This window comes from Escherichia sp. KS167_9B, assembly GCF_030295215.1.
GTDB classification, from domain to species: domain Bacteria; phylum Pseudomonadota; class Gammaproteobacteria; order Enterobacterales; family Enterobacteriaceae; genus Escherichia; species Escherichia coli_F.
On the sequence record NZ_AP025754.1, the window covers coordinates 3,997,363 to 4,021,646 of the forward strand.

Annotated in this window: 42 protein-coding genes; 6 read left to right on the forward strand and 36 right to left on the reverse strand. The window is 49.9% G+C overall.

What is annotated here, in order from left to right; translation table 11 throughout:
* Nucleotides 1-12: 12 nt before the first annotated feature.
* Together smg and dprA are read right to left on the reverse strand one after the other, a co-directional pair.
* The gene (gene smg / locus QUE34_RS20050) at nt 13-486 is read right to left on the reverse strand and encodes a DUF494 family protein Smg (protein ID WP_000460672.1); all 474 of its coding nucleotides are present in this window, start codon (nt 484-486) and stop codon (nt 13-15) included.
* Nucleotides 458-1,582 (reverse strand): DNA-protecting protein DprA, encoded by a 1,125-nt coding sequence (gene dprA, locus QUE34_RS20055; protein ID WP_000228564.1) that lies wholly within the window; start codon nt 1,580-1,582, stop codon nt 458-460. Before dprA ends, smg begins: the two co-directional genes overlap by 29 nt.
* Nucleotides 1,583-1,711: 129 nt before the next feature.
* Here dprA and def point away from each other — a divergent pair, with 129 nt between their 5' ends.
* The 5 genes from def to mscL all read left to right on the forward strand — a co-directional run bounded on the left by def (nt 1,712) and on the right by mscL (nt 6,456).
* A complete protein-coding gene (def, locus tag QUE34_RS20060; RefSeq protein WP_000114984.1) occupies nt 1,712-2,221 on the forward strand; it encodes a peptide deformylase in 510 nt (169 codons plus the stop codon).
* Nucleotides 2,222-2,235: 14 nt separating this feature from the next.
* Nucleotides 2,236-3,183, forward strand: a complete 948-nt coding sequence (gene fmt / locus QUE34_RS20065) for a methionyl-tRNA formyltransferase (RefSeq protein WP_000004455.1) — start codon at nt 2,236-2,238, stop codon at nt 3,181-3,183.
* Nucleotides 3,184-3,228: 45 nt separating this feature from the next.
* Nucleotides 3,229-4,518: a 16S rRNA (cytosine(967)-C(5))-methyltransferase RsmB gene (rsmB, locus tag QUE34_RS20070; protein WP_103254004.1), complete on the forward strand. Its 1,290-nt coding sequence runs from the start codon at nt 3,229-3,231 to the stop codon at nt 4,516-4,518.
* Nucleotides 4,519-4,539: 21 nt separating this feature from the next.
* Nucleotides 4,540-5,916, forward strand: coding sequence for a Trk system potassium transporter TrkA (trkA, locus tag QUE34_RS20075; protein WP_000691382.1), 1,377 nt, complete (start codon nt 4,540-4,542; stop codon nt 5,914-5,916).
* A 129-nt stretch (nt 5,917-6,045) separates the two neighbouring features.
* Complete coding sequence (mscL, locus tag QUE34_RS20080) at nt 6,046-6,456, forward strand: large-conductance mechanosensitive channel protein MscL (RefSeq protein ID WP_000022442.1); 411 nt, start codon at nt 6,046-6,048, stop codon at nt 6,454-6,456.
* On the opposite strand, the gene arfA is transcribed toward mscL, so the two are convergent.
* The 31 genes from arfA to rpsJ form a co-directional block, all read right to left on the reverse strand.
* On the reverse strand, nt 6,453-6,671 hold the full coding sequence (gene arfA / locus QUE34_RS20085; protein WP_000092697.1) for an alternative ribosome-rescue factor ArfA: 219 nt from the start codon (nt 6,669-6,671) through the stop codon (nt 6,453-6,455). The two genes, mscL and arfA, sit on opposite strands and share 4 nt — an antisense overlap.
* 55 nt (nt 6,672-6,726) lie before the next feature.
* A complete protein-coding gene (gene zntR / locus QUE34_RS20090) occupies nt 6,727-7,152 on the reverse strand; it encodes a Zn(2+)-responsive transcriptional regulator (RefSeq protein WP_103254003.1) in 426 nt (141 codons plus the stop codon).
* Between the two features lie 10 nt (nt 7,153-7,162).
* Nucleotides 7,163-7,531 carry a DnaJ family domain-containing protein gene (locus QUE34_RS20095; protein ID WP_046076530.1) on the reverse strand — a complete coding sequence of 123 codons (369 nt, stop codon included), beginning with the start codon at nt 7,529-7,531 and terminating at the stop codon, nt 7,163-7,165.
* A gap of 106 nt (nt 7,532-7,637) precedes the next feature.
* Complete coding sequence (gene rplQ, locus QUE34_RS20100; protein WP_001216368.1) at nt 7,638-8,021, reverse strand: 50S ribosomal protein L17; 384 nt, start codon at nt 8,019-8,021, stop codon at nt 7,638-7,640.
* Nucleotides 8,022-8,061: 40 nt separating this feature from the next.
* Nucleotides 8,062-9,051 (reverse strand): DNA-directed RNA polymerase subunit alpha, encoded by a 990-nt coding sequence (locus QUE34_RS20105; protein ID WP_103254001.1) that lies wholly within the window; start codon nt 9,049-9,051, stop codon nt 8,062-8,064.
* A gap of 25 nt (nt 9,052-9,076) precedes the next feature.
* On the reverse strand, nt 9,077-9,697 hold the full coding sequence (rpsD, locus tag QUE34_RS20110; RefSeq protein WP_000135224.1) for a 30S ribosomal protein S4: 621 nt from the start codon (nt 9,695-9,697) through the stop codon (nt 9,077-9,079).
* A 33-nt stretch (nt 9,698-9,730) separates the two neighbouring features.
* Nucleotides 9,731-10,120, reverse strand: a complete 390-nt coding sequence (gene rpsK, locus QUE34_RS20115; RefSeq protein ID WP_001029684.1) for a 30S ribosomal protein S11 — start codon at nt 10,118-10,120, stop codon at nt 9,731-9,733.
* A gap of 16 nt (nt 10,121-10,136) precedes the next feature.
* Complete coding sequence (gene rpsM / locus QUE34_RS20120) at nt 10,137-10,493, reverse strand: 30S ribosomal protein S13 (protein WP_000090775.1); 357 nt, start codon at nt 10,491-10,493, stop codon at nt 10,137-10,139.
* A 146-nt stretch (nt 10,494-10,639) separates the two neighbouring features.
* A complete protein-coding gene (gene rpmJ / locus QUE34_RS20125) occupies nt 10,640-10,756 on the reverse strand; it encodes a 50S ribosomal protein L36 (protein WP_000868187.1) in 117 nt (38 codons plus the stop codon).
* A gap of 31 nt (nt 10,757-10,787) precedes the next feature.
* Nucleotides 10,788-12,119, reverse strand: coding sequence for a preprotein translocase subunit SecY (gene secY / locus QUE34_RS20130; RefSeq protein ID WP_001118861.1), 1,332 nt, complete (start codon nt 12,117-12,119; stop codon nt 10,788-10,790).
* A gap of 7 nt (nt 12,120-12,126) precedes the next feature.
* A complete protein-coding gene (gene rplO, locus QUE34_RS20135; protein ID WP_001238917.1) occupies nt 12,127-12,561 on the reverse strand; it encodes a 50S ribosomal protein L15 in 435 nt (144 codons plus the stop codon).
* Nucleotides 12,562-12,564: 3 nt separating this feature from the next.
* Nucleotides 12,565-12,744, reverse strand: a complete 180-nt coding sequence (gene rpmD, locus QUE34_RS20140; protein ID WP_001140433.1) for a 50S ribosomal protein L30 — start codon at nt 12,742-12,744, stop codon at nt 12,565-12,567.
* A gap of 3 nt (nt 12,745-12,747) precedes the next feature.
* On the reverse strand, nt 12,748-13,251 hold the full coding sequence (gene rpsE, locus QUE34_RS20145; protein WP_000940121.1) for a 30S ribosomal protein S5: 504 nt from the start codon (nt 13,249-13,251) through the stop codon (nt 12,748-12,750).
* Nucleotides 13,252-13,265: 14 nt separating this feature from the next.
* Entirely contained in the window at nt 13,266-13,619 is a 354-nt protein-coding gene (gene rplR / locus QUE34_RS20150; RefSeq protein ID WP_000358960.1) for a 50S ribosomal protein L18, read from the reverse strand.
* A gap of 9 nt (nt 13,620-13,628) precedes the next feature.
* Entirely contained in the window at nt 13,629-14,162 is a 534-nt protein-coding gene (rplF, locus tag QUE34_RS20155) for a 50S ribosomal protein L6 (protein ID WP_000091945.1), read from the reverse strand.
* Between the two features lie 12 nt (nt 14,163-14,174).
* A complete protein-coding gene (gene rpsH / locus QUE34_RS20160) occupies nt 14,175-14,567 on the reverse strand; it encodes a 30S ribosomal protein S8 (RefSeq protein ID WP_000062611.1) in 393 nt (130 codons plus the stop codon).
* A gap of 33 nt (nt 14,568-14,600) precedes the next feature.
* On the reverse strand, nt 14,601-14,906 hold the full coding sequence (gene rpsN, locus QUE34_RS20165; RefSeq protein WP_001118930.1) for a 30S ribosomal protein S14: 306 nt from the start codon (nt 14,904-14,906) through the stop codon (nt 14,601-14,603).
* A gap of 14 nt (nt 14,907-14,920) precedes the next feature.
* A complete protein-coding gene (gene rplE, locus QUE34_RS20170; protein WP_001096200.1) occupies nt 14,921-15,460 on the reverse strand; it encodes a 50S ribosomal protein L5 in 540 nt (179 codons plus the stop codon).
* A gap of 14 nt (nt 15,461-15,474) precedes the next feature.
* The gene (gene rplX, locus QUE34_RS20175; RefSeq protein WP_000729185.1) at nt 15,475-15,789 is read right to left on the reverse strand and encodes a 50S ribosomal protein L24; all 315 of its coding nucleotides are present in this window, start codon (nt 15,787-15,789) and stop codon (nt 15,475-15,477) included.
* A gap of 10 nt (nt 15,790-15,799) precedes the next feature.
* Nucleotides 15,800-16,171 carry a 50S ribosomal protein L14 gene (rplN, locus tag QUE34_RS20180; RefSeq protein ID WP_000613955.1) on the reverse strand — a complete coding sequence of 124 codons (372 nt, stop codon included), beginning with the start codon at nt 16,169-16,171 and terminating at the stop codon, nt 15,800-15,802.
* A 164-nt stretch (nt 16,172-16,335) separates the two neighbouring features.
* Nucleotides 16,336-16,590: a 30S ribosomal protein S17 gene (gene rpsQ, locus QUE34_RS20185; protein ID WP_000130100.1), complete on the reverse strand. Its 255-nt coding sequence runs from the start codon at nt 16,588-16,590 to the stop codon at nt 16,336-16,338.
* Nucleotides 16,590-16,781: a 50S ribosomal protein L29 gene (gene rpmC / locus QUE34_RS20190; protein ID WP_000644741.1), complete on the reverse strand. Its 192-nt coding sequence runs from the start codon at nt 16,779-16,781 to the stop codon at nt 16,590-16,592. The genes rpsQ and rpmC overlap by 1 nt, the downstream gene beginning before the upstream one ends.
* Nucleotides 16,781-17,191, reverse strand: a complete 411-nt coding sequence (gene rplP / locus QUE34_RS20195) for a 50S ribosomal protein L16 (RefSeq protein WP_000941212.1) — start codon at nt 17,189-17,191, stop codon at nt 16,781-16,783. The genes rpmC and rplP overlap by 1 nt, the downstream gene beginning before the upstream one ends.
* 12 nt (nt 17,192-17,203) lie before the next feature.
* Entirely contained in the window at nt 17,204-17,905 is a 702-nt protein-coding gene (gene rpsC, locus QUE34_RS20200) for a 30S ribosomal protein S3 (protein ID WP_000529945.1), read from the reverse strand.
* A gap of 17 nt (nt 17,906-17,922) precedes the next feature.
* A complete protein-coding gene (gene rplV, locus QUE34_RS20205; protein WP_000447529.1) occupies nt 17,923-18,255 on the reverse strand; it encodes a 50S ribosomal protein L22 in 333 nt (110 codons plus the stop codon).
* 14 nt (nt 18,256-18,269) lie between these two features.
* Entirely contained in the window at nt 18,270-18,548 is a 279-nt protein-coding gene (gene rpsS / locus QUE34_RS20210) for a 30S ribosomal protein S19 (RefSeq protein ID WP_001138117.1), read from the reverse strand.
* A 16-nt stretch (nt 18,549-18,564) separates the two neighbouring features.
* Nucleotides 18,565-19,386, reverse strand: coding sequence for a 50S ribosomal protein L2 (gene rplB, locus QUE34_RS20215; RefSeq protein ID WP_000301864.1), 822 nt, complete (start codon nt 19,384-19,386; stop codon nt 18,565-18,567).
* Between the two features lie 17 nt (nt 19,387-19,403).
* Nucleotides 19,404-19,706 (reverse strand): 50S ribosomal protein L23, encoded by a 303-nt coding sequence (rplW, locus tag QUE34_RS20220; RefSeq protein WP_000617544.1) that lies wholly within the window; start codon nt 19,704-19,706, stop codon nt 19,404-19,406.
* Nucleotides 19,703-20,308 carry a 50S ribosomal protein L4 gene (rplD, locus tag QUE34_RS20225; RefSeq protein ID WP_000424395.1) on the reverse strand — a complete coding sequence of 202 codons (606 nt, stop codon included), beginning with the start codon at nt 20,306-20,308 and terminating at the stop codon, nt 19,703-19,705. The genes rplW and rplD overlap by 4 nt, the downstream gene beginning before the upstream one ends.
* Nucleotides 20,309-20,318: 10 nt before the next feature.
* On the reverse strand, nt 20,319-20,948 hold the full coding sequence (rplC, locus tag QUE34_RS20230) for a 50S ribosomal protein L3 (protein ID WP_000579833.1): 630 nt from the start codon (nt 20,946-20,948) through the stop codon (nt 20,319-20,321).
* Between the two features lie 32 nt (nt 20,949-20,980).
* Complete coding sequence (gene rpsJ / locus QUE34_RS20235) at nt 20,981-21,292, reverse strand: 30S ribosomal protein S10 (RefSeq protein ID WP_001181004.1); 312 nt, start codon at nt 21,290-21,292, stop codon at nt 20,981-20,983.
* 378 nt (nt 21,293-21,670) lie between these two features.
* Here rpsJ and QUE34_RS20240 point away from each other — a divergent pair, with 378 nt between their 5' ends.
* Complete coding sequence (locus QUE34_RS20240; protein ID WP_000340159.1) at nt 21,671-22,138, forward strand: prepilin peptidase; 468 nt, start codon at nt 21,671-21,673, stop codon at nt 22,136-22,138.
* Here the strand turns inward: QUE34_RS20240 and bfr are convergent.
* The 3 genes from bfr to tuf all read right to left on the reverse strand — a co-directional run bounded on the left by bfr (nt 22,135) and on the right by tuf (nt 24,245).
* Entirely contained in the window at nt 22,135-22,611 is a 477-nt protein-coding gene (bfr, locus tag QUE34_RS20245) for a bacterioferritin (protein WP_000675515.1), read from the reverse strand. The two genes, QUE34_RS20240 and bfr, sit on opposite strands and share 4 nt — an antisense overlap.
* A gap of 72 nt (nt 22,612-22,683) precedes the next feature.
* Nucleotides 22,684-22,878, reverse strand: coding sequence for a bacterioferritin-associated ferredoxin (gene bfd / locus QUE34_RS20250; RefSeq protein WP_000289090.1), 195 nt, complete (start codon nt 22,876-22,878; stop codon nt 22,684-22,686).
* A 182-nt stretch (nt 22,879-23,060) separates the two neighbouring features.
* Nucleotides 23,061-24,245, reverse strand: coding sequence for an elongation factor Tu (gene tuf, locus QUE34_RS20255; protein ID WP_000031783.1), 1,185 nt, complete (start codon nt 24,243-24,245; stop codon nt 23,061-23,063).
* Nucleotides 24,246-24,284 lie beyond the last annotated feature (39 nt).

Here is a 24,284-nt window from a genome sequence, read left to right on the forward strand (position 1 = left end):
TTAAAGAAATGATTAATGCAGCATACCTTCATTCACTTCAAAGAGTAATTCTTCCATTTGCTGGTACGCATTTTCGCAGCCCGGAATATTGAACAACACCATCAGGATTACCCATTTCAGGTCTTCCAGGTCGAACTCAGCGGTATCCAGCGCGAGCACTCGCTCTATCACCATTTCACGGGTTTCAAGGTTAAGCACCTGAATTTGCTCAAGGAAAAGCAGAAAACCACGACAGCTGGCATCCAGTCTTTCACACTCTTCAGGGGTATAAATACGCATGGAGAGTGGATCAGAGGCCAGTTGCATCGGTTCTGCCAGTCCTTCCTGATAATCCGCAAGCTTTTCCAGCCAAAGCAGGGCATTGTAGATATCTTCTCGATCAAATCCTGCGTCGGTAAGATCCTGTTCAAGTTTGTCTTGATCCACACGCAACTCAGCTTCTGTGTGAATATAGGTTTCAAACAAATACATTAGTACGTCGAACATGGCATGCCCTCCTCAATCGGACATAGCCGCCGGGTACAGCTGCGATCCATCCTGCTAACTCCAGTTCGAGTAGTTGAGTAACTACCTCTGGCACAGGTTGGCCGGCACGTTCAGCGACGACGTCAACAGGTGTTACCTCATCTCCTACGTTAGCCAGGAGCTCAGGAAATGGCAATGCCACGTCTTCCTGATCTGGTGAATAAAATGAATTTTCAGGCGCGTCTGGCAACCAGTGCAATCCAAATTGCAAGTTTTCCAGAATTTCTTCCGGTTCCGTCACAAGAATCGCACCTTGTTTTATTAACCAGTGAGGCCCTTCGCTTCCCGGATTCCCTATTGGACCTGGCAAGGCAAAAACTTCTCGCCCCTGTTCAAGCGCACAACGCGCTGTCACCAGCGAACCACTGCGCAAAGCAGCTTCCACCACAAGTACACCTTTACTTAGACCACTGATAATGCGATTTCTTCGCGGGAAATTGTAAGCAAGAGGTGGAACATCGAGGGGAAATTCCGAGACGAGAGCTCCGCCATGTTCAAGCAGACTGGTAGCCAGCCGGGCATGGCGGCGGGGATGAATGGTATTAAGTCCATTCCCCAATACAGCAATGCTGACGCCATTCACCTGCAAGGCCGCTTTATGCGCCACACCATCGATTCCTCGCGCCAGTCCACTCGTAATTGTCACTCCACGCGTCGCCAGAGTTTCGCAAAATAATCGTCCCCAGCGTTCGCCATACCATGAATGCGCCCGACTCCCCACTACAGCAAGCTGAAATGAATGCAATGCGCGCAGTTCTCCAGCAACAAACAGCGCACCGGGGTAATCTGCTGTCGCCAGAAGTTGGGAAGGATAAAATTCACTATCCGCTGAGATTAAATGATGGTTTGGTTGATTCAACCAACAAAGTGAGCTCTCAATACTCTTTGGCGGAAATGAAAGAAAGCGTTGTGCCTGCCGCAATGTAAGCCCTGTTTGCTGCAATACAACCGCATCAATATGCGACTGTTTTGCCAGCCAGTGAGCTATACGGACCATATCATCGCCGTACAAGCTGCTGACGCTCATTAAACGCAGCCAAATTTCTGTATCGACCATCCTTATCTCCCTGCCATAAGCAGTCTTAGCAATCTTTGCGATTGGTCAGTGATGCTGTCAATCAGAGGGGGATTTGTCTAGAATAGAAGAAATAATCTTTCTAACTCCTGAACACATCTCTGGAGATTTATGTCAGTTTTGCAAGTGTTACATATTCCGGACGAGCGGCTTCGCAAAGTTGCTAAACCGGTAGAAGAAGTGAATGCAGAAATTCAGCGTATCGTCGATGATATGTTCGAGACGATGTACGCAGAAGAAGGTATTGGCCTGGCGGCAACCCAAGTTGATATCCATCAACGTATCATTGTTATTGATGTTTCGGAAAACCGTGACGAACGGCTGGTGTTAATCAATCCGGAGCTTTTAGAAAAAAGCGGCGAAACAGGCATTGAAGAAGGTTGCCTGTCGATCCCTGAACAACGTGCTTTAGTGCCACGCGCAGAGAAAGTTAAAATTCGCGCCCTGGACCGCGACGGTAAACCATTTGAACTGGAAGCAGACGGTCTGTTAGCCATCTGTATTCAGCATGAGATGGATCACCTGGTCGGCAAACTGTTTATGGATTATCTGTCACCGCTGAAACAACAACGTATTCGTCAGAAAGTTGAAAAACTGGATCGTCTGAAAGCCCGGGCTTAAGGATAAGAATTAACGTGTCAGAATCACTACGTATTATTTTTGCGGGTACACCTGACTTTGCAGCGCGTCATCTCGACGCGCTGTTGTCTTCTGGTCATAACGTCGTTGGCGTGTTCACCCAGCCAGACCGACCGGCAGGACGCGGTAAAAAACTGATGCCCAGCCCGGTTAAAGTTCTGGCTGAGGAAAAAGGTCTGCCCGTTTTTCAACCTGTTTCCCTGCGTCCACAAGAAAACCAGCAACTGGTCGCCGACCTGCAGGCTGATGTTATGGTCGTCGTCGCCTATGGTTTAATTCTGCCGAAAGCTGTGCTGGAGATGCCGCGTCTTGGCTGTATCAACGTTCATGGTTCACTGCTGCCACGCTGGCGCGGTGCTGCACCAATCCAACGCTCACTATGGGCGGGTGATGCAGAAACTGGTGTGACCATTATGCAAATGGATGTTGGTTTAGACACCGGTGACATGCTCTATAAGCTCTCCTGCCCGATTACTGCAGAAGATACCAGTGGTACGCTGTACGACAAGCTGGCAGAGCTTGGCCCACAAGGGCTTATCACCACATTGAAACAACTGGCAGACGGCACGGCGAAACCAGAAGTTCAGGACGAAACTCTTGTCACTTACGCCGAAAAGTTGAGTAAAGAAGAAGCGCGTATTGACTGGTCGCTTTCGGCAGCGCAGCTTGAACGCTGCATTCGCGCTTTCAATCCATGGCCAATGAGCTGGCTGGAAATTGAAGGACAGCCGGTTAAAGTCTGGAAAGCGTCGGTCATTGATACGGCAACCAACGCTGCACCAGGAACGATCCTTGAAGCCAATAAACAAGGCATTCAGGTTGCGACGGGTGGTGGCATCCTGAACCTGCTCTCGTTACAACCTGCGGGTAAGAAAGCGATGAGCGCGCAAGACCTCCTGAATTCTCGTCGGGAATGGTTTGTTCCGGGCAACCGTCTGGTCTGATAGTCCACTCTTCTAAGCCCGGTCTTGCCGGGCATTTTTATACTTATGAAAAAACAACGTAATTTACGTAGCATGGCGGCACAGGCCGTTGAACAAGTCGTCGAGCAAGGGCAATCATTAAGCAACATTCTGCCACCGCTCCAGCAAAAAGTTTCCGATAAAGACAAAGCACTTCTTCAAGAATTGTGCTTTGGCGTACTGCGTACGCTTTCACAGTTAGACTGGCTGATTAATAAGTTAATGGCCCGTCCGATGACCGGCAAACAGCGCACTGTGCATTACCTGATTATGGTTGGTTTGTATCAACTGCTTTATACCCGCATTCCACCTCATGCTGCGCTGGCTGAAACGGTTGAAGGTGCTGTCGCAATTAAGCGTCCGCAACTTAAAGGGTTGATTAACGGCGTATTACGCCAGTTCCAGCGTCAGCAAGAAGAGTTATTAGCCGAGTTTAATGCCAGTGATGCACGTTATCTGCATCCTTCCTGGTTGCTGAAGCGTCTGCAAAAAGCGTATCCAGAGCAATGGCAATCCATCATTGAAGCCAATAACCAGCGTCCGCCAATGTGGCTGCGCGTTAATCGTACGCATCATTCCCGCGACAGCTGGCTTGCATTGCTGGATGAAGCAGGAATGAAAGGTTTCCCGCATGCGGATTACCCTGATGCTGTACGGCTGGAAACACCTGCACCTGTTCATGTGCTACCAGGTTTTGAAGAAGGATGGGTTACCGTTCAGGATGCATCAGCACAAGGTTGCATGGCCTGGCTTGCGCCACAAAACGGTGAACACATTCTGGATCTTTGCGCTGCCCCCGGCGGTAAAACAACGCATATCCTTGAGGTGGCACCAGAAGCGCAGGTTGTTGCGGTTGATATTGACGAACAGCGCCTCTCTCGCGTTTACGACAATTTAAAACGCCTTGGTATGAAGGCGACCGTGAAACAAGGTGATGGCCGCTACCCTTCCCAATGGTGTGGCGAGCAACAGTTTGATCGCATTTTATTAGATGCGCCTTGTTCAGCAACCGGTGTGATTCGTCGCCATCCGGATATTAAATGGTTACGTCGCGATCGCGATATCCCTGAACTCGCGCAGTTGCAGTCTGAAATTCTCGACGCCATCTGGCCGCATTTAAAATCCGGTGGAACCCTGGTCTATGCCACCTGTTCAGTGTTACCGGAAGAGAATAGCCAACAAATTAAAGCCTTTCTGCAACGCACAGAAGATGCAATGCTTTGCGAAACCGGAACACCAGAACAACCAGGTAAGCAAAATCTGCCTGGTGCCGAAGAGGGCGACGGCTTCTTTTACGCTAAGCTAATCAAAAAGTGATGAGATAACGGGTCGCGACTGATGAAAATTATCATTCTGGGTGCCGGCCAGGTTGGCGGCACACTGGCGGAAAACCTGGTTGGCGAGAACAACGATATTACTGTTGTCGATACCAACGGTGAGCGTCTGCGGACCTTGCAGGATAAATTTGACCTGCGAGTCGTGCAGGGGCATGGCTCTCATCCACGCGTATTGCGGGAGGCAGGTGCCGACGACGCCGATATGCTGGTTGCTGTAACCAGTTCAGATGAAACCAATATGGTTGCCTGCCAGGTAGCCTACTCACTTTTCAACACCCCTAATCGCATCGCTCGTATCCGCTCACCAGACTACGTGCGCGATGCCGATAAGCTATTTCATTCAGATGCTGTACCGATTGATCATCTGATCGCACCAGAGCAGCTGGTTATCGATAATATTTACCGACTGATTGAGTATCCCGGCGCGCTGCAGGTAGTGAACTTCGCTGAGGGTAAAGTCAGCCTGGCTGTGGTTAAAGCCTATTATGGCGGCCCACTGATTGGTAATGCACTTTCGACCATGCGCGAACATATGCCGCATATCGATACTCGTGTGGCAGCCATTTTCCGCCACGATCGCCCTATTCGTCCGCAAGGTTCGACCATTGTTGAAGCTGGTGATGAAGTGTTCTTTATTGCCGCTTCGCAACACATCCGCGCGGTGATGAGTGAATTGCAACGTCTGGAAAAACCGTATAAGCGGATCATGCTGGTTGGCGGCGGTAATATCGGTGCAGGGCTGGCGCGTCGTCTGGAAAAAGATTACAGCGTCAAACTCATCGAGCGTAATCAACAGCGCGCTGCCGAGCTGGCGGAAAAGCTGCAGAATACGATCGTCTTTTTTGGTGATGCATCGGATCAGGAACTGCTGGCTGAAGAGCACATCGATCAAGTTGATCTGTTTATTGCCGTCACCAACGATGACGAGGCCAATATTATGTCCGCCATGCTCGCCAAACGTATGGGCGCGAAAAAGGTGATGGTATTGATCCAGCGTCGCGCTTATGTGGATCTGGTTCAGGGGAGCGTGATCGATATTGCAATTTCACCGCAACAAGCGACCATCTCTGCGTTGCTTAGCCATGTGCGAAAAGCAGATATTGTTGGTGTTTCCTCATTGCGCCGCGGCGTAGCAGAAGCTATTGAAGCCGTTGCTCACGGTGATGAAAGCACCTCACGCGTTGTCGGCAGAGTCATTGACGAAATCAAGCTACCGCCAGGAACGATTATTGGTGCTGTAGTACGCGGCAATGATGTGATGATTGCCAATGACAATCTGCGTATTGAGCAAGGCGATCATGTAATTATGTTCCTCACAGATAAAAAGTTTATTACCGACGTCGAAAGACTCTTCCAGCCAAGTCCTTTCTTTTTGTAATTAATAAGGCGTCTTATGACGCCTTATTATTTCCCTTTGATTCTCAAGGATTAATTAAATTCATTCCTGGCAGGAAAATGGCTTAACATTTGTTAGACTTATGGTTGTCGGCTTCATAGGGAGAATAACATGAGCATTATTAAAGAATTTCGCGAATTTGCGATGCGCGGGAACGTAGTGGATTTGGCGGTGGGTGTCATTATCGGTGCGGCATTCGGGAAGATTGTCTCTTCACTGGTTGCCGATATCATCATGCCTCCTCTGGGCTTATTAATTGGCGGGATCGATTTTAAACAGTTTGCTGTCACGCTACGCGATGCGCAGGGGGATATCCCTGCTGTTGTGATGCATTACGGTGTCTTCATTCAAAACGTCTTTGATTTTCTGATTGTGGCCTTTGCCATCTTCATGGCAATTAAGCTAATCAACAAACTGAATCGTAAGAAAGAAGAACCGGCAGCCGCGCCAGCGCCAACTAAAGAAGAAGTATTACTGACAGAAATTCGTGATTTGCTGAAAGAGCAGAATAACCGCTCTTAAAAAGCCCCTGAAAGCAGAAGGCCAGTGGTAAAAAAGTGATTTACTTTCTTGCCACTGGCCTCCCAGTTTCCCCGATTGCCATGTTTTCCTTTCCGCATGTAACTACCTTTCCCCTTCTTATTTTTCTCTACACGCTGTCGGAATAAAGGATCATGTAGCAATGCTTCTATCGCATTATCTTTTATCTGTCCTTTAGTATGCTGATATCGGCTCATAAAAACTCCAGTTGGTTATTTAACGGCGCGAGTGTAATCCCGCCAGTGCAAAAAATCAACAACCACTCTTAATGCCACTCGCCCCTTGTTCAAGGGCTTCAAGAATCGAGCAATAAACACTGCTATGGGCGGTCCCACAACAGGCATCGTTAAGGCGTTGGAGGGAACGCTGCATACTCTGCAACTCGGCTATCCGTGCTTCCACTTCCTGTAATCTTTCCTGCACAATGCCTTTTGACTCCTGACAGGTATGGTGCTCAGGATCGATACGGATCGACAGCAACTCGCGGATCGACTCCAGACTGAAACCAAGTTGTCTGGCATGGCGGATAAATTTCAATCGCTGGAGATCGCTTTCGGTATACAGGCGAAACCCACCTTCGGTACGTACTTCATGCTCCATCATCTGCTGCTTTTCGTAATAACGAATCGTGTCGGGTGTTACTTCCGCCATTTTTGCCAGCTCACCAATGCGATACATACATACTCCACTAGTTATCGTTGATTTTATTCAACAACTTGTCAGCATAATCGCCGCGTAAAAAATCGGTACTCAATCCTGCTTGTCGCAGCTTTAACTCCAGTAATGACAATCGACGACTAATCTCTTGATATTGCGGATCATCGTGACGGATACCTTCGAGGATATCCATAAGATGAATTGCTTCCCTCCGTTGCTCAAGTTCTGGCGGTAAGCAACCAGCATTCTTCAACAAGCGATACCCCGCACGTAATTCTGGTGGCACGTGGGAATCATCATCCAGGATTAATGGTTCGCCGCTACCAGGTAGGTTATCAAACTCACCTTTCGCTTGCGCTTCTGCTATATGGCGCTCTGCCCACTGGTCAAGTAACCACATAAATACTCCAGGGGATGAACAAAAAGAGTACAGCTATTGTAGATAAGTGGGGATACTACGGGTATAAAAAAACCCGCCGGGGCGGGTTTTTTTACGTTGCTTCAGATTACTCTGCAGCAGCTTCTGCTTTCTCTGAACGATCAACCAGCTCGATGTAAGCCATCGGCGCGTTGTCGCCTGCACGGAAGCCACACTTCAGAATACGAGTGTAACCACCGGCACGGCTCGCGAAACGCGGGCCCAGTTCGTTAAACAGTTTTGCCACGATCTCGTTATCACGAGTACGGGCGAATGCCAGACGACGATTAGCAACGCTATCAGTCTTGGCAAGAGTAATCAGCGGCTCAACTACGCGGCGCAGCTCTTTCGCTTTAGGCAGAGTCGTCTTGATGATTTCATGACGAACCAGTGAACCTGCCATATTGCGGAACATAGCCTGGCGATGGCTGCTGTTGCGGTTCAGTTGACGACCACTCTTACGATGGCGCATGACCTTATCCTTCTCAGTAAAACCTTAACCTGTGATCCGGTTACTCGTCAGCGATGCTTGCCGGTGGCCAGTTTTCCAGGCGCATGCCCAGAGACAGTCCACGGGAAGCCAGCACGTCTTTAATCTCAGTAAGAGATTTTTTACCAAGGTTAGGCGTTTTAAGGAGCTCAACCTCGGTACGCTGTACCAGATCACCGATATAGTGGATAGCTTCTGCTTTAAGGCAGTTAGCAGAGCGGACAGTCAATTCCAGATCGTCAACAGGGCGCAGCAGGATCGGATCGAACTCTGGTTTCTCTTCTTTCACTTCAGGCTGACGTACATCACGTAAGTCAACGAAAGCTTCCAGTTGTTCAGCCAGAATGGTTGCCGCACGACGAATCGCCTCTTCAGGATCGATTGTGCCGTTGGTTTCCATTTCGATGACCAGCTTGTCCAGGTCGGTACGCTGTTCTACACGCGCTGCTTCAACATTGTAGGCAATACGCTCCACAGGGCTGTAGCATGCGTCGACCAGCAGACGGCCGATTGGGCGCTCATCTTCTTCCGAATGAATTCGGGTAGAAGCCGGCACATAACCACGACCGCGCTGAACTTTGATACGCATGCTAATAGACGCGTTCTCATCGGTCAGGTGGCAGATCACGTGCTGCGGCTTGACGATTTCGACATCACCGTCGTGGGTGATATCGGCTGCAGTCACAGGGCCAATGCCAGATTTATTCAAGGTAAGAATAACTTCATCTTTGCCCTGAACTCTCACCGCCAGCCCTTTCAGGTTGAGCAGGATTTCCAGGATATCTTCCTGAACGCCTTCTTTGGTGCTGTACTCATGTAGTACACCATCAATCTCAACCTCGGTCACCGCGCAACCCGGCATCGATGAGAGCAGAATACGGCGCAGTGCGTTACCCAGAGTATGGCCAAAGCCACGCTCTAAAGGCTCAAGGGTCACCTTGGCGTGCGTCGAACTCATTTGCTCGATATCAACCAGGCGCGGTTTTAGAAACTCTGTCACAGAACCCTGCATTGTGTCCTCTCTTTGGTACTAAGCTTTACTTGGAGTAAAGCTCGACGATCAGGTGTTCGTTAATGTCCGCAGACAGATCAGAACGCTCCGGCTTACGCTTAAACGTACCTTCCATCTTGCCAGCATCAACTTCCAGCCAGGTTGGCTTTTCACGCTGCTCAGCCAGCTCCAGAGCGGCTTTCACGCGAGACTGCTTCTTCGCTTTCTCACGAATGCTTACAACGTCATTCGGACTAACCTGATAAGAAGCGATGTTAACAACACGACCGTTTACCATAATTGCTTTATGGCTAACCAGCTGACGTGCTTCTGCACGAGTGGCACCGAAGCCCATACGGTATACAACGTTGTCCAGACGACCTTCCAGCAGAGCCAACAGGTTTTCACCGGTGTTGCCTTTCAGACGTGCTGCTTCTTTGTAGTAGTTACGGAACTGACGCTCCAGCACACCATAGATACGGCGAACTTTTTGCTTTTCACGCAACTGCACACCATAGTCAGACAGACGCGGTTTACGCGCACCGTGCTGGCCAGGAGCTTGTTCAATTTTACACTTGGTATCGATCGCGCGAACGCCAGACTTAAGGAATAAGTCGGTGCCCTCACGACGGCTCAGCTTGAGCTTAGGACCCAAATATCTTGCCATTTTCTTTCTCCAACAAACCTGGAAAACGAGGCGTTATACGCGACGTTTTTTCGGCGGACGACAACCGTTATGAGGGATCGGAGTCACATCAGTAATGTTAGTGATGCGGAAACCTGCGGCGTTCAGAGCACGAATAGTAGATTCGCGGCCTGGACCCGGACCTTTAACCATAACTTCCAGATTCTTGATGCCGTATTCTTTCACGGCGTCAGCGCAACGCTCTGCTGCAACCTGAGCTGCAAACGGAGTGGATTTGCGAGAACCACGGAAACCGGAACCACCGGCTGTTGCCCAACCCAACGCGTTACCCTGACGATCAGTGATAGTCACGATGGTGTTGTTGAAAGAAGCATGGATATGAGCCACGCCGTCAGAGACTTGTTTTCTTACACGTTTACGTGCACGAATTGGTGCCTTTGCCATTATTCAATCACCCCGATTATTTCTTGATCGGTTTGCGCGGACCCTTACGGGTACGTGCGTTGGTCTTGGTACGCTGACCGCGAACCGGGAGACCACGACGATGACGCAAACCGCGATAGCAACCAAGATCCATCAGGCGCTTGATGCTCATGCTGATTTCACGGCGCAGATCACCTTCAACGACAAATTTGGCAACTTCGTCACGCAGCGTGTCGATTTGTCCTTCAGACAGCTCACTGATCTTAACATCTTCAGCGATACCCGCTGCAGCCAGGATGGCTTTAGAACGGGTCTTGCCGACGCCATAAATCGAAGTTAATGCGATTACGGCATGCTTATGATCAGGAATGTTAATGCCTGCTATACGGGCCACTATGCACTCCTACTATTTAATATGTACGTTCCATGCTGAAAAGCCCGTTTTCAGGATACTCAAATGGAAACGCACAGACATACAAAAGATTGGCTGGCTAATCTAGCCAGCTCAACCCAACTTTGCAAGAAAAATATGCGAAAAAATCAGCCTTGGCGCTGTTTATGCTTCGGCTCGGCACTGCAAATCACACGGATGACACCATCACGCTTAACGATTTTGCAGTTACGGCATAATTTCTTGACGGAAGCACGAACTTTCATTTTTACTCTCCGTAACTTCTCGGGCGACCAATTATCGGCCGTAGCCTTTCAGGTTCGCCTTCTTCAATGCAGACTCATACTGACTGGACATCATCAGAGTTTGCACTTGAGCCATAAAGTCCATAATCACGACAACAACGATAAGCAGTGAGGTCCCACCGAAGTAGAACGGTACTTTCATTGCATCACGCATGAACTCCGGGATCAGGCAGATAAAGGTAATGTACAGCGCACCAACCAGGGTCAGGCGGGTCATTACTTTATCGATATACTTCGCCGTTTGCTCTCCCGGACGAATTCCTGGTACAAATGCACCGGACTTCTTCAGGTTATCTGCTGTTTCACGCGGGTTGAAAACCAACGCCGTGTAGAAGAAACAGAAGAAGATGATTGCAGACGCATAGAGTAACACATAAAGCGGTTGCCCAGGCTGCAAATACAGCGAAATTGTTGTCAGCCAGTTCCAACCAGTACCGCCCCCGAACCATGACGCGATGGTCGCCGGGAACAGAATAATACTGGAAGCGAAGATTGCCGGGATTACCCCCGCCATATTCACTTTCAGCGGTAAATGTGTGCTCTGTGCAGCATAGACACGACGACCTTGCTGACGTTTCGCGTAGTTTACCACAATGCGGCGTTGACCACGCTCAACAAATACAACAAAGAACGTCACTGCAAATACTAATACTGCAACCAACAGCAACACGAGGAAGTGCAGGTCGCCTTGACGCGCTTGCTCGATAGTATGGGCAATGGCTGGCGGGAGTCCCGCGACAATACCGGCGAAGATAATGATTGAAATACCGTTGCCGATACCTCGTTCAGTAATCTGTTCGCCCAACCACATCAGGAACATGGTTCCTGTGACCAGACTTACAACAGCGGTGAAGTAGAATGCAAAGCCCGGGTTAATGACCAGGCCTTGCATACCAGGCATATTCGGCAGACCGGTAGCAATACCGATCGACTGGAATATTGCCAGCACCAGAGTACCGTAGCGGGTGTACTGGCTGATCTTACGACGACCAGACTCCCCTTCTTTCTTAATTTCTGCCAACGTTGGGTGAACCACCGTCAGCAGCTGGATAATGATCGATGCCGAAATATACGGCATGATCCCCAGAGCAAAGATAGAAGCACGGCTGAGAGCACCACCAGAGAACATGTTAAACATTTCAATGATGGTGCCTCGCTGTTGCTCAAGCAGTTTGGCAAGTACAGCGGCATCAATACCAGGGATCGGAATAAAAGAGCCAATACGGAACACAATCAGCGCACCGATAACAAACAGCAGTCTGCGTTTCAGCTCGCCTAAGCCACCTTTGGCACTTTGAAAATCTAATCCCGGTTGTTTAGCCATCTGCTACTTATTCCTCGATTTTACCGCCAGCAGCTTCGATAGCAGCACGAGCGCCTTTAGTAACACGCAGGCCACGAACAGTTACCGGAGTAGTTACTTCGCCAGCCAGGATCACTTTCGCGAACTCGATCTGGATACCGATAATGTTAGCCGCTTTCAGCGTGTTCAGGTCTACAACACCGCCTTCTACTTTAGCCAGGTCAGACAGACGAACTTCGGCTGTAATCGCTGCTTTACGAGAAGTGAAGCCGAATTTCGGCAGACGACGGTACAGAGGCATCTGACCACCCTCGAAACCGCGACGTACGCCACCGCCAGAACGAGACTTCTGACCTTTGTGACCACGACCACCGGTTTTACCGAGGCCAGAACCGATACCACGACCCAGGCGTTTACCCGCCTTTTTGGAGCCTTCGGCCGGAGACAGAGTATTTAAACGCATCTCTTACTCCTCAACTTTAACCATGAAGGAAACCGCGTTGATCATACCGCGAATAGCAGGAGTATCCTCGCGCTCTACGGTGTGACCAATACGACGCAGACCCAGGCCAAGCAGCGTTGCCTTGTGTTTCGGCAGACGACCGATTGCACTGCGGGTTTGAGTAATTTTAATAGTCTTTGCCATGGTTTATTTCCCCAGAATTTCTTCAACGGATTTACCACGCTTGGCAGCGACCATTTCTGGAGAATTCATATTTTCCAGGCCATCGATAGTTGCACGAACCACGTTAATCGGGTTGGTGGAACCATACGCTTTAGCCAGAACGTTATGAACCCCAGCGACTTCCAGAACGGCGCGCATTGCACCACCGGCGATGATACCGGTACCTTCGGAAGCCGGCTGCATGAATACGCGAGAACCCGTATGAACACCTTTAACAGGGTGTTGCAGAGTGCCGTTATTCAGCGCGACGTTAATCATATTGCGACGGGCTTTTTCCATCGCTTTCTGGATCGCTGCTGGAACTTCACGCGCTTTACCGTAACCAAAACCAACGCGACCGTTACCATCGCCAACTACAGTCAGAGCTGTGAAGGAGAAAATACGACCACCTTTAACGGTTTTAGATACGCGGTTTACCGCGATCAGCTTTTCCTGCAGTTCGCCAGCTTGTTTTTCGATGTGAGCCATCTTACACCTCTACCTTAGAACTGAAGGCCAGCTTCACGGGCAGCATCTGCCAGTGCCTGGACACGACCATGATATTGGAACCCGGAACGGTCAAAGGATACATCTTTGATGCCTTTTTCCAGAGCGCGTTCAGCGACAGCTTTACCCACAGCTGCAGCCGCGTCTTTGTTACCGGTGTACTTCAGTTGTTCAGCGATAGCTTTTTCTACAGTAGAAGCAGCTACCAGAACTTCAGAACCGTTCGGTGCAATTACCTGTGCGTAAATGTGACGCGGGGTACGATGTACCACCAGGCGAGTTGCGCCCAGCTCCTGGAGCTTGCGGCGTGCGCGGGTCGCACGACGGATACGAGCAGATTTCTTATCCATAGTGTTACCTTACTTCTTCTTAGCCTCTTTGGTACGCACGACTTCGTCGGCGTAACGAACACCCTTGCCTTTGTAAGGCTCAGGACGACGGTAGGCGCGCAGATCCGCTGCAACCTGGCCGATCACCTGCTTATCAGCGCCTTTCAGCACGATTTCAGTCTGAGTCGGACATTCAGCAGTGATACCCGCAGGCAGCTGATGGTCAACAGGATGAGAGAAACCCAGAGACAGGTTAATCACATTGCCTTTAACCGCTGCACGGTAACCTACACCAACCAGCTGCAGCTTCTTAGTGAAGCCTTCGGTAACACCGATAACCATTGAGTTCAGCAGGGCACGCGCGGTACCAGCCTGTGCCCAACCGTCTGCGTAACCATCACGCGGACCGAAGGTCAGGGTATTATCTGCATGTTTAACTTCAACAGCATCGTTGAGAGTACGAGTCAGCTCGCCGTTTTTACCTTTGATCGTAATAACCTGACCGTTGATTTTTACGTCAACGCCGGCAGGAACAACGACCGGTGCTTTAGCAACACGAGACATTTTTTCCTCCGATTAGGCTACGTAGCAGATAATTTCGCCACCAAGACCAGCCTGGCGCGCTGCACGATCAGTCATAACACCTTTAGAGGTAGAAACAACTGCGATACCCAGACCCGCCATAACTTTCGGCAGCTCATCTTTACGTTTATAGATGCGCAGACCTGGGCGGCTGACACGCTGAATGCTTTCTACAACAGCTTTGCCCTGGAAATACTTCAGAGTAAGTTCCAGTTCAGGCTTGGTGTCGCCTTCAACTTTAAAATCTTCAATAAAACCTTCTTCCTTCAGCACGTTGGCGATTGCCACTTTCAGCTTGGAGGAAGGCATGGTGACCGCAGCTTTGTTCGCGGCCTGACCGTTACGGATACGGGTCAGCATATCCGCGATCGGATCTTGCATGCTCATCTGTCTTTACTCCCGTGATTCAATTGGTGACAATTACCAGCTAGCCTTTTTCAGACCCGGGATTTCACCGCGCATAGCGGCTTCACGGACCTTAATACGGCTCAACCCGAACTTCCGCAGGAAACCATGCGGACGACCTGTTTGACGGCAGCGGTTACGCTGACGAGACGGGCTGGAATCACGCGGCAGAGTCTGCAGCTTGAGAACAGCGTTCCAACGATCTTCGTCGGAAGCGTTCACATCAGAGATGATCGCTTTCAGTTCAGCGCGTTTCGCGAAGTATTTATCAGCTAAAGCTACGCGTTTTACTTCGCGTGCTTTCATTGATTGCTTAGCCATTTAGTAACCCTACCTTACTTGCGGAACGGGAAGTCAAAGGCAGCCAGCAGAGCGCGGCCTTCTTCGTCAGATTTCGCAGTAGTGGTAATGGTAATATCCAAACCACGAACGCGGTCGACTTTATCGTAGTCGATTTCTGGGAAGATGATCTGCTCACGGACACCCATGCTGTAGTTACCACGACCGTCGAAAGACTTAGCGGACAGGCCACGGAAGTCACGGATACGAGGTACAGCAATAGTGATCAGGCGCTCAAAGAACTCCCACATGCGTTCGCCACGCAGAGTTACTTTACAGCCGATCGGATAGCCCTGACGGATTTTGAAGCCTGCAACAGATTTGCGTGCTTTGGTGATCAGCGGTTTTTGACCGGAGATTGCTGCCAGGTCTGCTGCTGCGTTATCCAGCAGTTTTTTGTCAGCGATCGCTTCACCAACACCCATGTTCAGGGTGATCTTCTCGACCCGAGGGACTTGCATGACAGAATTGTAGTTAAACTCAGTCATGAGTTTTTTAACTACTTCGTCTTTGTAGTAATCATGCAGTTTCGCCATCGTACTACTCCAAATTACTTGATAGTTTCGCTGTTAGACTTGAAGAAACGGACTTTTTTACCGTCTTCGAATCTAAAGCCTACACGGTCAGCCTTGCCGGTTGCCGCATTGAAGATTGCTACGTTGGAAACCTGAATAGCGGCTTCTTTTTCAACGATGCCACCCGGTTGGTTCAGGGCCGGAACCGGCTTCTGATGTTTCTTAACCAGGTTGATACCTTCAACAATGACCTTGCCGGAAGACAGGACATTCTTAACTTTACCGCGTTTACCTTTATCTTTACCGGTTAACACGATAACTTCGTCATCACGACGGATTTTCGCTGCCATGATTCGCTCCTTAGAGTACTTCTGGTGCCAGAGAGATAATTTTCATGAACTTCTCACTACGAAGCTCACGAGTTACCGGCCCAAAAATACGCGTACCGATAGGCTGCTCGCTGTTGTTGTTCAGAAGAACACAAGCATTACCATCGAAGCGAATGACAGAACCGTCCGGGCGACGAACACCCTTCTTGGTGCGCACCACTACCGCCTTCAGCACATCACCTTTTTTGACCTTACCACGCGGAATTGCTTCTTTGATGGTGATCTTGATGATGTCGCCTACGCCTGCGTAGCGACGGTGCGAGCCACCCAGAACCTTGATACACATTACGCGACGTGCACCGGAGTTGTCGGCGACGTTCAGCATAGTCTGTTCTTGGATCATTTTAGTGCTCCGCTAATGTCAACTACTACTGAGACCCGAAAATCAGGTCGTTAAAAATCCCCATATCGAGGGCGCGGCATTATAACACCGCTTCAAGGATATGGGTAGAAAAAATAAACGGCTCATTTCTGAGCCGTTTATTCGTATCGAGAGAGTGTACTGTATTACAGAACCGCTTTCTCTACAACGCGAACCAGCGTCCAGGATTTAGTCTTGGACAGCGGACGGCATTCGCGGATTTCAACCACGTCACCGATACCGCATTCGTTGTTCTCGTCATGTACGTGCAGTTTGGTCGTACGCTTGATGAATTTACCGTAGATCGGGTGTTTCACAAAACGTTCGATAGCAACAACAATGGATTTCTCCATTTTGTCGCTAACAACGCGACCTTGCAGAGTACGGATTTTATCGGTCATTACGCACCCGCCTTCTCGTTCAGTAAAGTCTTAACGCGTGCGACATCGCGACGCACTTGCTTCAACAGGTGAGACTGTTGCAGCTGGCCACTTGCAGCCTGCATACGCAGGTTGAACTGCTCACGCAGCAGGTTCAGCAGCTCGGTGTTCAGCTCTTCAACGCTCTTCTCACGCAGCTCTTTTGCTTTCATTACATCACCGTCTTAGTTACAAAGGTGGTTTTAATCGGCAGTTTCGCTGCTGCCAGCTTGAATGCTTCACGGGCCAGCTCTTCCGGAACACCGTCCATTTCATACAGGACTTTACCCGGCTGAATCAAGGCAACCCAATACTCCACGTTACCTTTACCTTTACCCATACGCACTGCCAGCGGCTTTTCAGTGATCGGTTTGTCCGGGAACACACGGATCCAGATCTTACCTTGACGCTTAACTGCACGGGTCATAGCACGACGTGCTGCTTCGATCTGACGTGCAGTCAGACGACCACGGCCAACAGCTTTCAGACCGAAGCTGCCGAAGCTAACATCCGTACCCTGCGCCAGACCGCGGTTACGGCCTTTGTGCATTTTACGGAATTTTGTACGCTTTGGTTGTAACATCAGCGACGCTCCTTATTTACGGCCTTTACGCTGCTGCTTTTTAGGCTGAGCAGCCGGTTTTTCCGGTTGTTCAACAGCAGCCATACCACCCAGGATCTCGCCTTTGAAGATCCACACTTTAACGCCGATTACACCGTAAGTGGTGTGCGCTTCAGAGGTGTTGTAGTCGATGTCAGCACGCAGAGTGTGCAGCGGTACGCGACCTTCGCGGTACCATTCGGTACGTGCGATTTCCGCGCCGCCCAGACGGCCGCTAACTTCAACTTTAATACCTTTAGCGCCCAGACGCATTGCGTTCTGTACAGCACGCTTCATAGCACGACGGAACATAACGCGACGTTCCAGCTGAGAAGTGATGCTGTCAGCAACCAGTTTTGCGTCCAGTTCAGGCTTACGAACTTCGGCGATGTTGATCTGTGCAGGAACGCCAGCGATGTCCGCTACGACCTTACGCAGTTTTTCTACGTCTTCACCTTTTTTACCGATAACGATACCCGGGCGAGCAGTGTGAATGGTTACACGGATGCTCTTAGCCGGACGCTCGATAACGATACGAGATACGGACGCTTTAGCCAGTTCCTTAGTCAGGTACTGACGTACTTTAAAATCGCTGTCCAGGTTGTCAGCGAATTCTTTGGTGTTCGCAAACCAGGTAGAGTTCCATGGTTTTACAATACCCAGGCGAATACCATTAGGATGTACTTTCTGACCCATTGCTAGTCTCCAGAGTCTCAGCGATCGGACACAACCACAGTGATGTGGCTGGTGCGCTTCAGGATGCGATCTGCACGACCTTTTGCACGCGGCATAATGCGCTTCATGCTCGGGCCTTCGTCTACGAAAATTTTCGTAACTTTCAGATCGTCAATGTCAGCGCCATCGTTGTGTTCAGCGTTAGCAATGGCAGATTCCAGAACTTTCTTGACCAGTACAGCCGCTTTCTTGTTGGTGTAGGTCAAAATATCCAGAGCCTGCGACACTTTCTTACCGCGAATCAGGTCAGCAACAAGGCGAACCTTCTGAGCAGAAGAACGAGCATGGCGATGTTTAGCGATAGTTTCCATCTCTTCCTCCTACCTTATTTCTTCTTCGCTTTTTTATCAGCAGCGTGGCCGCGATAAGTACGAGTCGGTGCGAATTCACCCAGTTTGTGACCGACCATTTCGTCGGTTACAAATACCGGAACGTGCTGACGACCATTATGGACAGCGATGGTCAAACCGATCATGTTAGGAAAGATCGTTGAACGACGGGACCAAGTGCGCAGGGGCTTCTTGTCTCCGCTTTCCACCGCTTTCTCTACCTTCTTCAGCAAGTGCAGGTCAATAAAAGGACCTTTCTTGAGAGAACGTGGCATGGCTTATCCTCTAAAATTATTTGCTACGGCGACGTACGATGAATTTATCAGTACGCTTGTTGCTGCGGGTCTTCTTACCTTTGGTCTGAACGCCCCACGGAGTTACCGGGTGCTTACCAAAGTTACGACCTTCACCACCACCATGTGGGTGGTCTACCGGGTTCATCGCGGTACCGCGAACGGTCGGACGAACACCACGCCAGCGTGCAGCACCTGCTTTACCCAGAACGCGCAGCATATGCTCAGCATTGCCAACTTCGCCCAGAGTTGCACGGCAGTCTGCTTCAACTTTACGCATTTCACCAGAACGCAGACGCAGGGTGACATAAGCACCATCACGAGCAACGATCTGAACGTAAGTACCAGCGGAACGTGCCAGCTGACCGCCTTTACCTGGTTTCATTTCTACGTTATGAACAGTAGAACCAACCGGGATGTTGCGCATCGGCAGGGTGTTACCTGGTTTGATTGCAGCATCAACGCCAGACTGAATCTGGTCGCCAGCTTTCAGGCCTTTAGGGGCCAGGATGTAACGGCGTTCACCGTCTTTGTACAGAACCAGCGCGATGTTCGCGGAACGGTTCGGATCGTACTCAAGACGTTCAACAACTGCCGGGATACCGTCTTTGTTGCGTTTGAAGTCAACAATACGGTAAGCCTGCTTGTGGCCACCACCGATATGACGAGTGGTGATACGGCCATTGTTGTTACGACCACCGGATTTGCTGTTTTTTTCCAGCAACGGAGCAAAAGGTTTGCCCTTGTGCAGCTCAGGGTTAACCACTTTAACAACGTGGCGACGACCCGGAGATGTCGGTTTACATTTAACAACTGCCATTGTATTACTCCTCCGACTTACTCAGCGCCGCCAACGAAGTCCAGATTCTGGCCTTCTTTCAGGGTGACGTAAGCTTTTTTCCAGTCGCTACGACGACCGATACGCTGTCCGTGACGTTTAACTTTCCCTTTAACTACCAGGGTGTTAACGACTTCGACTTCGACTTCAAACAGTTTCTGCACAGCAGCTTTGATTTCTGCTTTGGTCGCGTCTTTAGCAACTTTGAGTACGATGGTGTTGGATTTTTCCATCGCAGTAGACGCTTTTTCAGAAACGTGCGGTGCACGCAGCACCTTCAGCAGACGTTCTTCACGAATCATGCCAGCATCTCCTCAACTTGCTTAACAGCATCAGCAGTCATTACGACTTTGTCGAAGGCGATCAGGCTAACCGGGTCGATACCAGTTGCATCGCGTACGTCAACCTTGTGCAGGTTGCGCGCAGCCAGGAACAGGTTTTCGTCCAGCTCACCGGTGATGATCAGCACATCTTCCAGAGCCATGTCTTTCAGTTTCTGTGCCAGCAGCTTAGTTTTCGGCGCTTCTACAGAGAACTTCTCGACAACGATCAGACGATCCTGACGTACCAGTTCGGACAGGATGCTTTTCAGCGCGCCGCGGTACATCTTCTTGTTAACTTTTTGACTGTGGTCCTGCGGACGAGCAGCAAAGGTCACGCCACCAGAACGCCAGATCGGGCTCTTGATAGAACCAGAACGCGCACGGCCGGTGCCTTTCTGGCGCCACGGTTTTTTACCGGAACCAGTTACTTCAGCACGAGTCTTCTGAGCACGAGTACCCTGACGAGCACCAGCTGCATAAGCAACAACAACCTGGTGAACCAGCGCTTCGTTGAAATCACGACCGAAGGTAGTTTCGGAAACAGTCAGCGCGCTCTGCGCGTCTTTCAATACTAATTCCATTGCTATCTCCTTACGCCTTCACAGCTGGTTTAACGATCAGGTCGCTACCGGTTGCACCCGGGACAGCACCTTTAACCAGCAGCAGGTTGCGCTCAGCGTCAACGCGTACTACGTCAAGGCTCTGAACGGTTACACGTTCGTTACCCATCTGACCTGCCATTTTCTTGCCTTTGAACACTTTGCCCGGAGTCTGGTTCTGACCGATAGAACCCGGAACGCGGTGAGACAAGGAGTTACCGTGAGTAGCGTCCTGGGTACGGAAGTTCCAGCGCTTAACGGTACCTGCGAAACCTTTACCTTTAGAGGTGCCAGTTACGTCAACTTTTTTAACGTCAGCAAACAGTTCAACGCTAATGCTCTGACCTACAGTGAACTCTTCGCCTTCAGCCAGGCGGAATTCCCACAGACCACGGCCAGCTTCTACGCCAGCTTTAGCGAAGTGGCCAGCTTCAGGCTTGGTCACACGGTTAGCTTTTTTAGCACCGGTGGTTACCTGAATAGCACGGTAGCCATCGTTAGCCAGGTCTTTAACCTGAGTAACGCGGTTTGCTTCAACTTCGATTACGGTTACTGGGATAGAAACGCCGTCTTCTGTGAAGATACGGGTCATACCCACTTTTTTACCGACTAAACCAATCATTGTTTCAACCTCTCAATCGCTCAATGACCTGATTAACCCAGGCTGATCTGCACGTCTACACCGGCAGCCAGATCCAGACGCATCAGAGCATCAACGGTTTTCTCGGTTGGCTCAACGATGTCAACCAGACGCAAGTGAGTACGGATTTCGTACTGATCGCGCGCGTCTTTGTTGACGTGCGGGGAGATCAGAACAGTGAAGCGCTCTTTGCGTGTCGGCAGCGGGATCGGACCACGGACCTGCGCACCAGTGCGCTTGGCAGTCTCGACGATTTCCGCGGTTGCTTGATCGATCAGACGATGATCAAACGCTTTCAGGCGGATACGGATTCTTTGGTTCTGCATGAGACCAGAGCTCCAATTATTTTATAAACGAAAATGATTACTCCTCAGACCCATTACGATTGATGGGAGAGTGTAACCGTTCTTACGTAGCTCCCCGATTGGGAGCATTGTTAGGTAGCCAAATTCGGCTAACTGAGGTTCAGATTGAACCTGCTGTCAACTACGACAAGCCCGCGCATTATACGCAAATCTGAGCCTGACGCAAGCATCGGGTAGAAATTAATCGCAACGCGCAGATTGCGAGCTGCATTCCACGAAATTTGTAAGGTTGTGAAGATAGCGTTTTTCACCGGAATCAGGTTAACAAATCAGCGATTTCTCTGTTGCTGAGCATCCGCAGTTATTCGATGGTGATACTCCAATTACAGAGGATGTTTTATGGACGCTACCCTTCCCTTTCTGATTTTGTACGCTTGTTTATCAGCCCTACTTTTTTTCTGGGATGCAAAGCATGGCTTGTTACCTGACAGATTTACGTGCCCGTTACTCTGGTCAGGTCTTTTGTTCTATCAGGTTTGTAATCCTGACGGTTTAGCCGATGCGTTATGGGGGGCGATTATTGGTTACGGCACATTCGCTGTCATTTACTGGGGGTATCGCATACTGCGTCATAAAGAAGGATTAGGCTATGGTGATGTGAAGTTTCTCGCCGCCCTTGGTGCCTGGCATACATGGACCTTCTTGCCACGACTGGTTTTCCTTGCTGCCTCATTCGCTTGCGGAGCCGTAGTTATTGGTCTGCTCATGAGAGGAAAAGAGTCATTAAAAAACCCGCTGCCGTTTGGGCCATTTCTGGCGGCTGCGGGTTTCGTTGTAGGCTGGGATAGTTTGCTGGCAGGCCGTTAATCTTTAACTTTTATTTGTGATTGCAGGTAATTTTGTAAACCGATTTTACCGATGAGATCCAGCTCAGTTTCGAGCCAGTCAATATGACCTTCTTCATCGGCAAGGATCTCGATCATCATATCACGGCTAACATAGTCATGAACGCTGTCGGCATACGCGATAGCCTCACGGAGATCCTTCGCGCCTTCCAGTTCTAATCGCAGGTCGGATTGCAGCATCTCCTCGACATCTTCACCAATCCCCAGTTTGCCTAAATCCTGTAAGTTAGGGATTCCTTCTAAAAACAAAATACGCTCGATATATTTATCAGCGTGTTTCATCTCATCAATAGATTCATGGTATTCGACGTCATTGAGACGCATCAGGCCCCAGTTTTTAAACATCCGGGCATGGAGAAAATACTGATTGATTGCGACAAGCTCATTTCCCAATAGTTTATTGAGATAATTTATGATTTTAACATCACCTTTCATTTTATAGTCCCTCCGCTTCCACTATTAGAGCGTAGATGGGGCTAGCGGGATGTCAAAAAATAAGCGTGGGCTTCAGGCAATCTCTTTAAATTCTGGCATCTGCATCAACTCGTCCTGCATCACTTCGCGCGCGGCGCGAATGCACTTACCGCATTGATTTCCCACAGGAATAAACTTACGCAATTGTTGGAAAGATTGCGGATGAAACTGACGGACTGCCTGGCGAATTTTTTTGTCACTTACACCATTACACAAACAAACGTACATGATTGCTCCCGTTCAAATTCTGCGCAAAGTGTAAATGAGAATGGTTATGATTACAATAGCACAGTTTAATTTGCGCCATAGTTCAGCGAGTGAAATTACGACTAAATATTTCGAGCTCAAATTACGGGCAGCAAAAAGGGCGCCGAAGCGCCCTTTTTAATTCGAAACTAATTAACGTGTAATTAGCCCAGAACTTTAGCAACAACGCCCGCGCCAACGGTACGGCCGCCTTCACGGATTGCGAAACGCAGACCGTCGTCCATCGCGATCGGGTGGATCAGGGTAACAACCATTTTGATGTTGTCGCCCGGCATTACCATCTCTACGCCTTCCGGCAGTTCGATGGTACCAGTCACGTCAGTAGTACGGAAGTAGAACTGCGGACGGTAGCCTTTGAAGAACGGAGTATGACGGCCGCCTTCATCTTTGGACAGAATGTACACTTCAGATTCGAACTTGGTGTGCGGCTTGATGGTGCCCGGCTTAGCCAGTACCTGACCACGTTCGATTTCTTCACGTTTGATACCACGCAGCAGAACACCTACGTTCTCACCAGCACGGCCTTCGTCCAGCAGTTTGCGGAACATTTCAACGCCAGTACAGGTAGACTTCTGAGTCTCTTTGATACCAACGATTTCAACTTCTTCACCAACTTTGATGATACCGCGTTCTACACGACCGGTAACAACGGTACCACGACCGGAGATGGAGAATACGTCTTCGATCGGCAGCAGGAACGGCTTGTCAATCGCACGCTCTGGTTCCGGAATGTAAGAATCCAGGAAGCCAGCCAGTTCCAGGATTTTCGCTTCCCACTCTGCGTCGCCTTCCAGCGCTTTCAGAGCAGAACCACGAACGATCGGAGTGTCGTCGCCCGGGAAATCGTACTGAGACAGAAGTTCACGAACTTCCATTTCAACCAGTTCCAGCAGCTCTTCGTCATCAACCATGTCGCATTTGTTCAGGAACACGATGATGTACGGAACGCCTACCTGACGACCCAGCAGGATGTGCTCACGAGTCTGCGGCATCGGGCCGTCAGTCGCAGCAACTACCAGGATCGCGCCGTCCATCTGAGCAGCACCGGTGATCATGTTTTTAACATAGTCGGCGTGCCCCGGGCAGTCTACGTGTGCGTAGTGACGGGTCGGGGTGTCATATTCAACGTGAGAAGTGTTGATGGTGATACCACGAGCTTTTTCTTCCGGCGCGTTATCGATCTGGTCGAATGCACGAGCAGCACCGCCGTAGGTTTTAGCCAGTACGGTGGTGATTGCAGCGGTCAGAGTAGTTTTACCGTGGTCAACGTGGCCGATAGTACCAACGTTAACGTGCGGTTTTGTACGTTCAAATTTTTCTTTAGACACGGCTATATTCCTTACTATAGTGCTCTCCCCTTCAGGAGA

What these genes read in the sequence shown, in the direction of transcription:
- smg (WP_000460672.1), bottom strand. Translation starts at nt 486, where the DNA reads ATGTTCGACGTACTAATGTATTTGTTTGAAACCTATATTCACACAGAA.
- dprA (WP_000228564.1), bottom strand. Translation starts at nt 1,582, where the DNA reads ATGGTCGATACAGAAATTTGGCTGCGTTTAATGAGCGTCAGCAGCTTG.
- def (WP_000114984.1), top strand. Translation starts at nt 1,712, where the DNA reads ATGTCAGTTTTGCAAGTGTTACATATTCCGGACGAGCGGCTTCGCAAA.
- rsmB (WP_103254004.1), top strand. Translation starts at nt 3,229, where the DNA reads ATGAAAAAACAACGTAATTTACGTAGCATGGCGGCACAGGCCGTTGAA.
- trkA (WP_000691382.1), top strand. Translation starts at nt 4,540, where the DNA reads ATGAAAATTATCATTCTGGGTGCCGGCCAGGTTGGCGGCACACTGGCG.
- mscL (WP_000022442.1), top strand. Translation starts at nt 6,046, where the DNA reads ATGAGCATTATTAAAGAATTTCGCGAATTTGCGATGCGCGGGAACGTA.
- arfA (WP_000092697.1), bottom strand. Translation starts at nt 6,671, where the DNA reads ATGAGCCGATATCAGCATACTAAAGGACAGATAAAAGATAATGCGATA.
- zntR (WP_103254003.1), bottom strand. Translation starts at nt 7,152, where the DNA reads ATGTATCGCATTGGTGAGCTGGCAAAAATGGCGGAAGTAACACCCGAC.
- QUE34_RS20095 (WP_046076530.1), bottom strand. Translation starts at nt 7,531, where the DNA reads ATGTGGTTACTTGACCAGTGGGCAGAGCGCCATATAGCAGAAGCGCAA.
- rplQ (WP_001216368.1), bottom strand. Translation starts at nt 8,021, where the DNA reads ATGCGCCATCGTAAGAGTGGTCGTCAACTGAACCGCAACAGCAGCCAT.
- QUE34_RS20105 (WP_103254001.1), bottom strand. Translation starts at nt 9,051, where the DNA reads ATGCAGGGTTCTGTGACAGAGTTTCTAAAACCGCGCCTGGTTGATATC.
- rpsD (WP_000135224.1), bottom strand. Translation starts at nt 9,697, where the DNA reads ATGGCAAGATATTTGGGTCCTAAGCTCAAGCTGAGCCGTCGTGAGGGC.
- rpsK (WP_001029684.1), bottom strand. Translation starts at nt 10,120, where the DNA reads ATGGCAAAGGCACCAATTCGTGCACGTAAACGTGTAAGAAAACAAGTC.
- rpmJ (WP_000868187.1), bottom strand. Translation starts at nt 10,756, where the DNA reads ATGAAAGTTCGTGCTTCCGTCAAGAAATTATGCCGTAACTGCAAAATC.
- secY (WP_001118861.1), bottom strand. Translation starts at nt 12,119, where the DNA reads ATGGCTAAACAACCGGGATTAGATTTTCAAAGTGCCAAAGGTGGCTTA.
- rplO (WP_001238917.1), bottom strand. Translation starts at nt 12,561, where the DNA reads ATGCGTTTAAATACTCTGTCTCCGGCCGAAGGCTCCAAAAAGGCGGGT.
- rpmD (WP_001140433.1), bottom strand. Translation starts at nt 12,744, where the DNA reads ATGGCAAAGACTATTAAAATTACTCAAACCCGCAGTGCAATCGGTCGT.
- rpsE (WP_000940121.1), bottom strand. Translation starts at nt 13,251, where the DNA reads ATGGCTCACATCGAAAAACAAGCTGGCGAACTGCAGGAAAAGCTGATC.
- rplR (WP_000358960.1), bottom strand. Translation starts at nt 13,619, where the DNA reads ATGGATAAGAAATCTGCTCGTATCCGTCGTGCGACCCGCGCACGCCGC.
- rplF (WP_000091945.1), bottom strand. Translation starts at nt 14,162, where the DNA reads ATGTCTCGTGTTGCTAAAGCACCGGTCGTTGTTCCTGCCGGCGTTGAC.
- rpsH (WP_000062611.1), bottom strand. Translation starts at nt 14,567, where the DNA reads ATGAGCATGCAAGATCCGATCGCGGATATGCTGACCCGTATCCGTAAC.
- rpsN (WP_001118930.1), bottom strand. Translation starts at nt 14,906, where the DNA reads ATGGCTAAGCAATCAATGAAAGCACGCGAAGTAAAACGCGTAGCTTTA.
- rplE (WP_001096200.1), bottom strand. Translation starts at nt 15,460, where the DNA reads ATGGCGAAACTGCATGATTACTACAAAGACGAAGTAGTTAAAAAACTC.
- rplX (WP_000729185.1), bottom strand. Translation starts at nt 15,789, where the DNA reads ATGGCAGCGAAAATCCGTCGTGATGACGAAGTTATCGTGTTAACCGGT.
- rplN (WP_000613955.1), bottom strand. Translation starts at nt 16,171, where the DNA reads ATGATCCAAGAACAGACTATGCTGAACGTCGCCGACAACTCCGGTGCA.
- rpsQ (WP_000130100.1), bottom strand. Translation starts at nt 16,590, where the DNA reads ATGACCGATAAAATCCGTACTCTGCAAGGTCGCGTTGTTAGCGACAAA.
- rpmC (WP_000644741.1), bottom strand. Translation starts at nt 16,781, where the DNA reads ATGAAAGCAAAAGAGCTGCGTGAGAAGAGCGTTGAAGAGCTGAACACC.
- rplP (WP_000941212.1), bottom strand. Translation starts at nt 17,191, where the DNA reads ATGTTACAACCAAAGCGTACAAAATTCCGTAAAATGCACAAAGGCCGT.
- rpsC (WP_000529945.1), bottom strand. Translation starts at nt 17,905, where the DNA reads ATGGGTCAGAAAGTACATCCTAATGGTATTCGCCTGGGTATTGTAAAA.
- rplV (WP_000447529.1), bottom strand. Translation starts at nt 18,255, where the DNA reads ATGGAAACTATCGCTAAACATCGCCATGCTCGTTCTTCTGCTCAGAAG.
- rpsS (WP_001138117.1), bottom strand. Translation starts at nt 18,548, where the DNA reads ATGCCACGTTCTCTCAAGAAAGGTCCTTTTATTGACCTGCACTTGCTG.
- rplB (WP_000301864.1), bottom strand. Translation starts at nt 19,386, where the DNA reads ATGGCAGTTGTTAAATGTAAACCGACATCTCCGGGTCGTCGCCACGTT.
- rplW (WP_000617544.1), bottom strand. Translation starts at nt 19,706, where the DNA reads ATGATTCGTGAAGAACGTCTGCTGAAGGTGCTGCGTGCACCGCACGTT.
- rplD (WP_000424395.1), bottom strand. Translation starts at nt 20,308, where the DNA reads ATGGAATTAGTATTGAAAGACGCGCAGAGCGCGCTGACTGTTTCCGAA.
- rplC (WP_000579833.1), bottom strand. Translation starts at nt 20,948, where the DNA reads ATGATTGGTTTAGTCGGTAAAAAAGTGGGTATGACCCGTATCTTCACA.
- rpsJ (WP_001181004.1), bottom strand. Translation starts at nt 21,292, where the DNA reads ATGCAGAACCAAAGAATCCGTATCCGCCTGAAAGCGTTTGATCATCGT.
- QUE34_RS20240 (WP_000340159.1), top strand. Translation starts at nt 21,671, where the DNA reads ATGGACGCTACCCTTCCCTTTCTGATTTTGTACGCTTGTTTATCAGCC.
- bfr (WP_000675515.1), bottom strand. Translation starts at nt 22,611, where the DNA reads ATGAAAGGTGATGTTAAAATCATAAATTATCTCAATAAACTATTGGGA.
- bfd (WP_000289090.1), bottom strand. Translation starts at nt 22,878, where the DNA reads ATGTACGTTTGTTTGTGTAATGGTGTAAGTGACAAAAAAATTCGCCAG.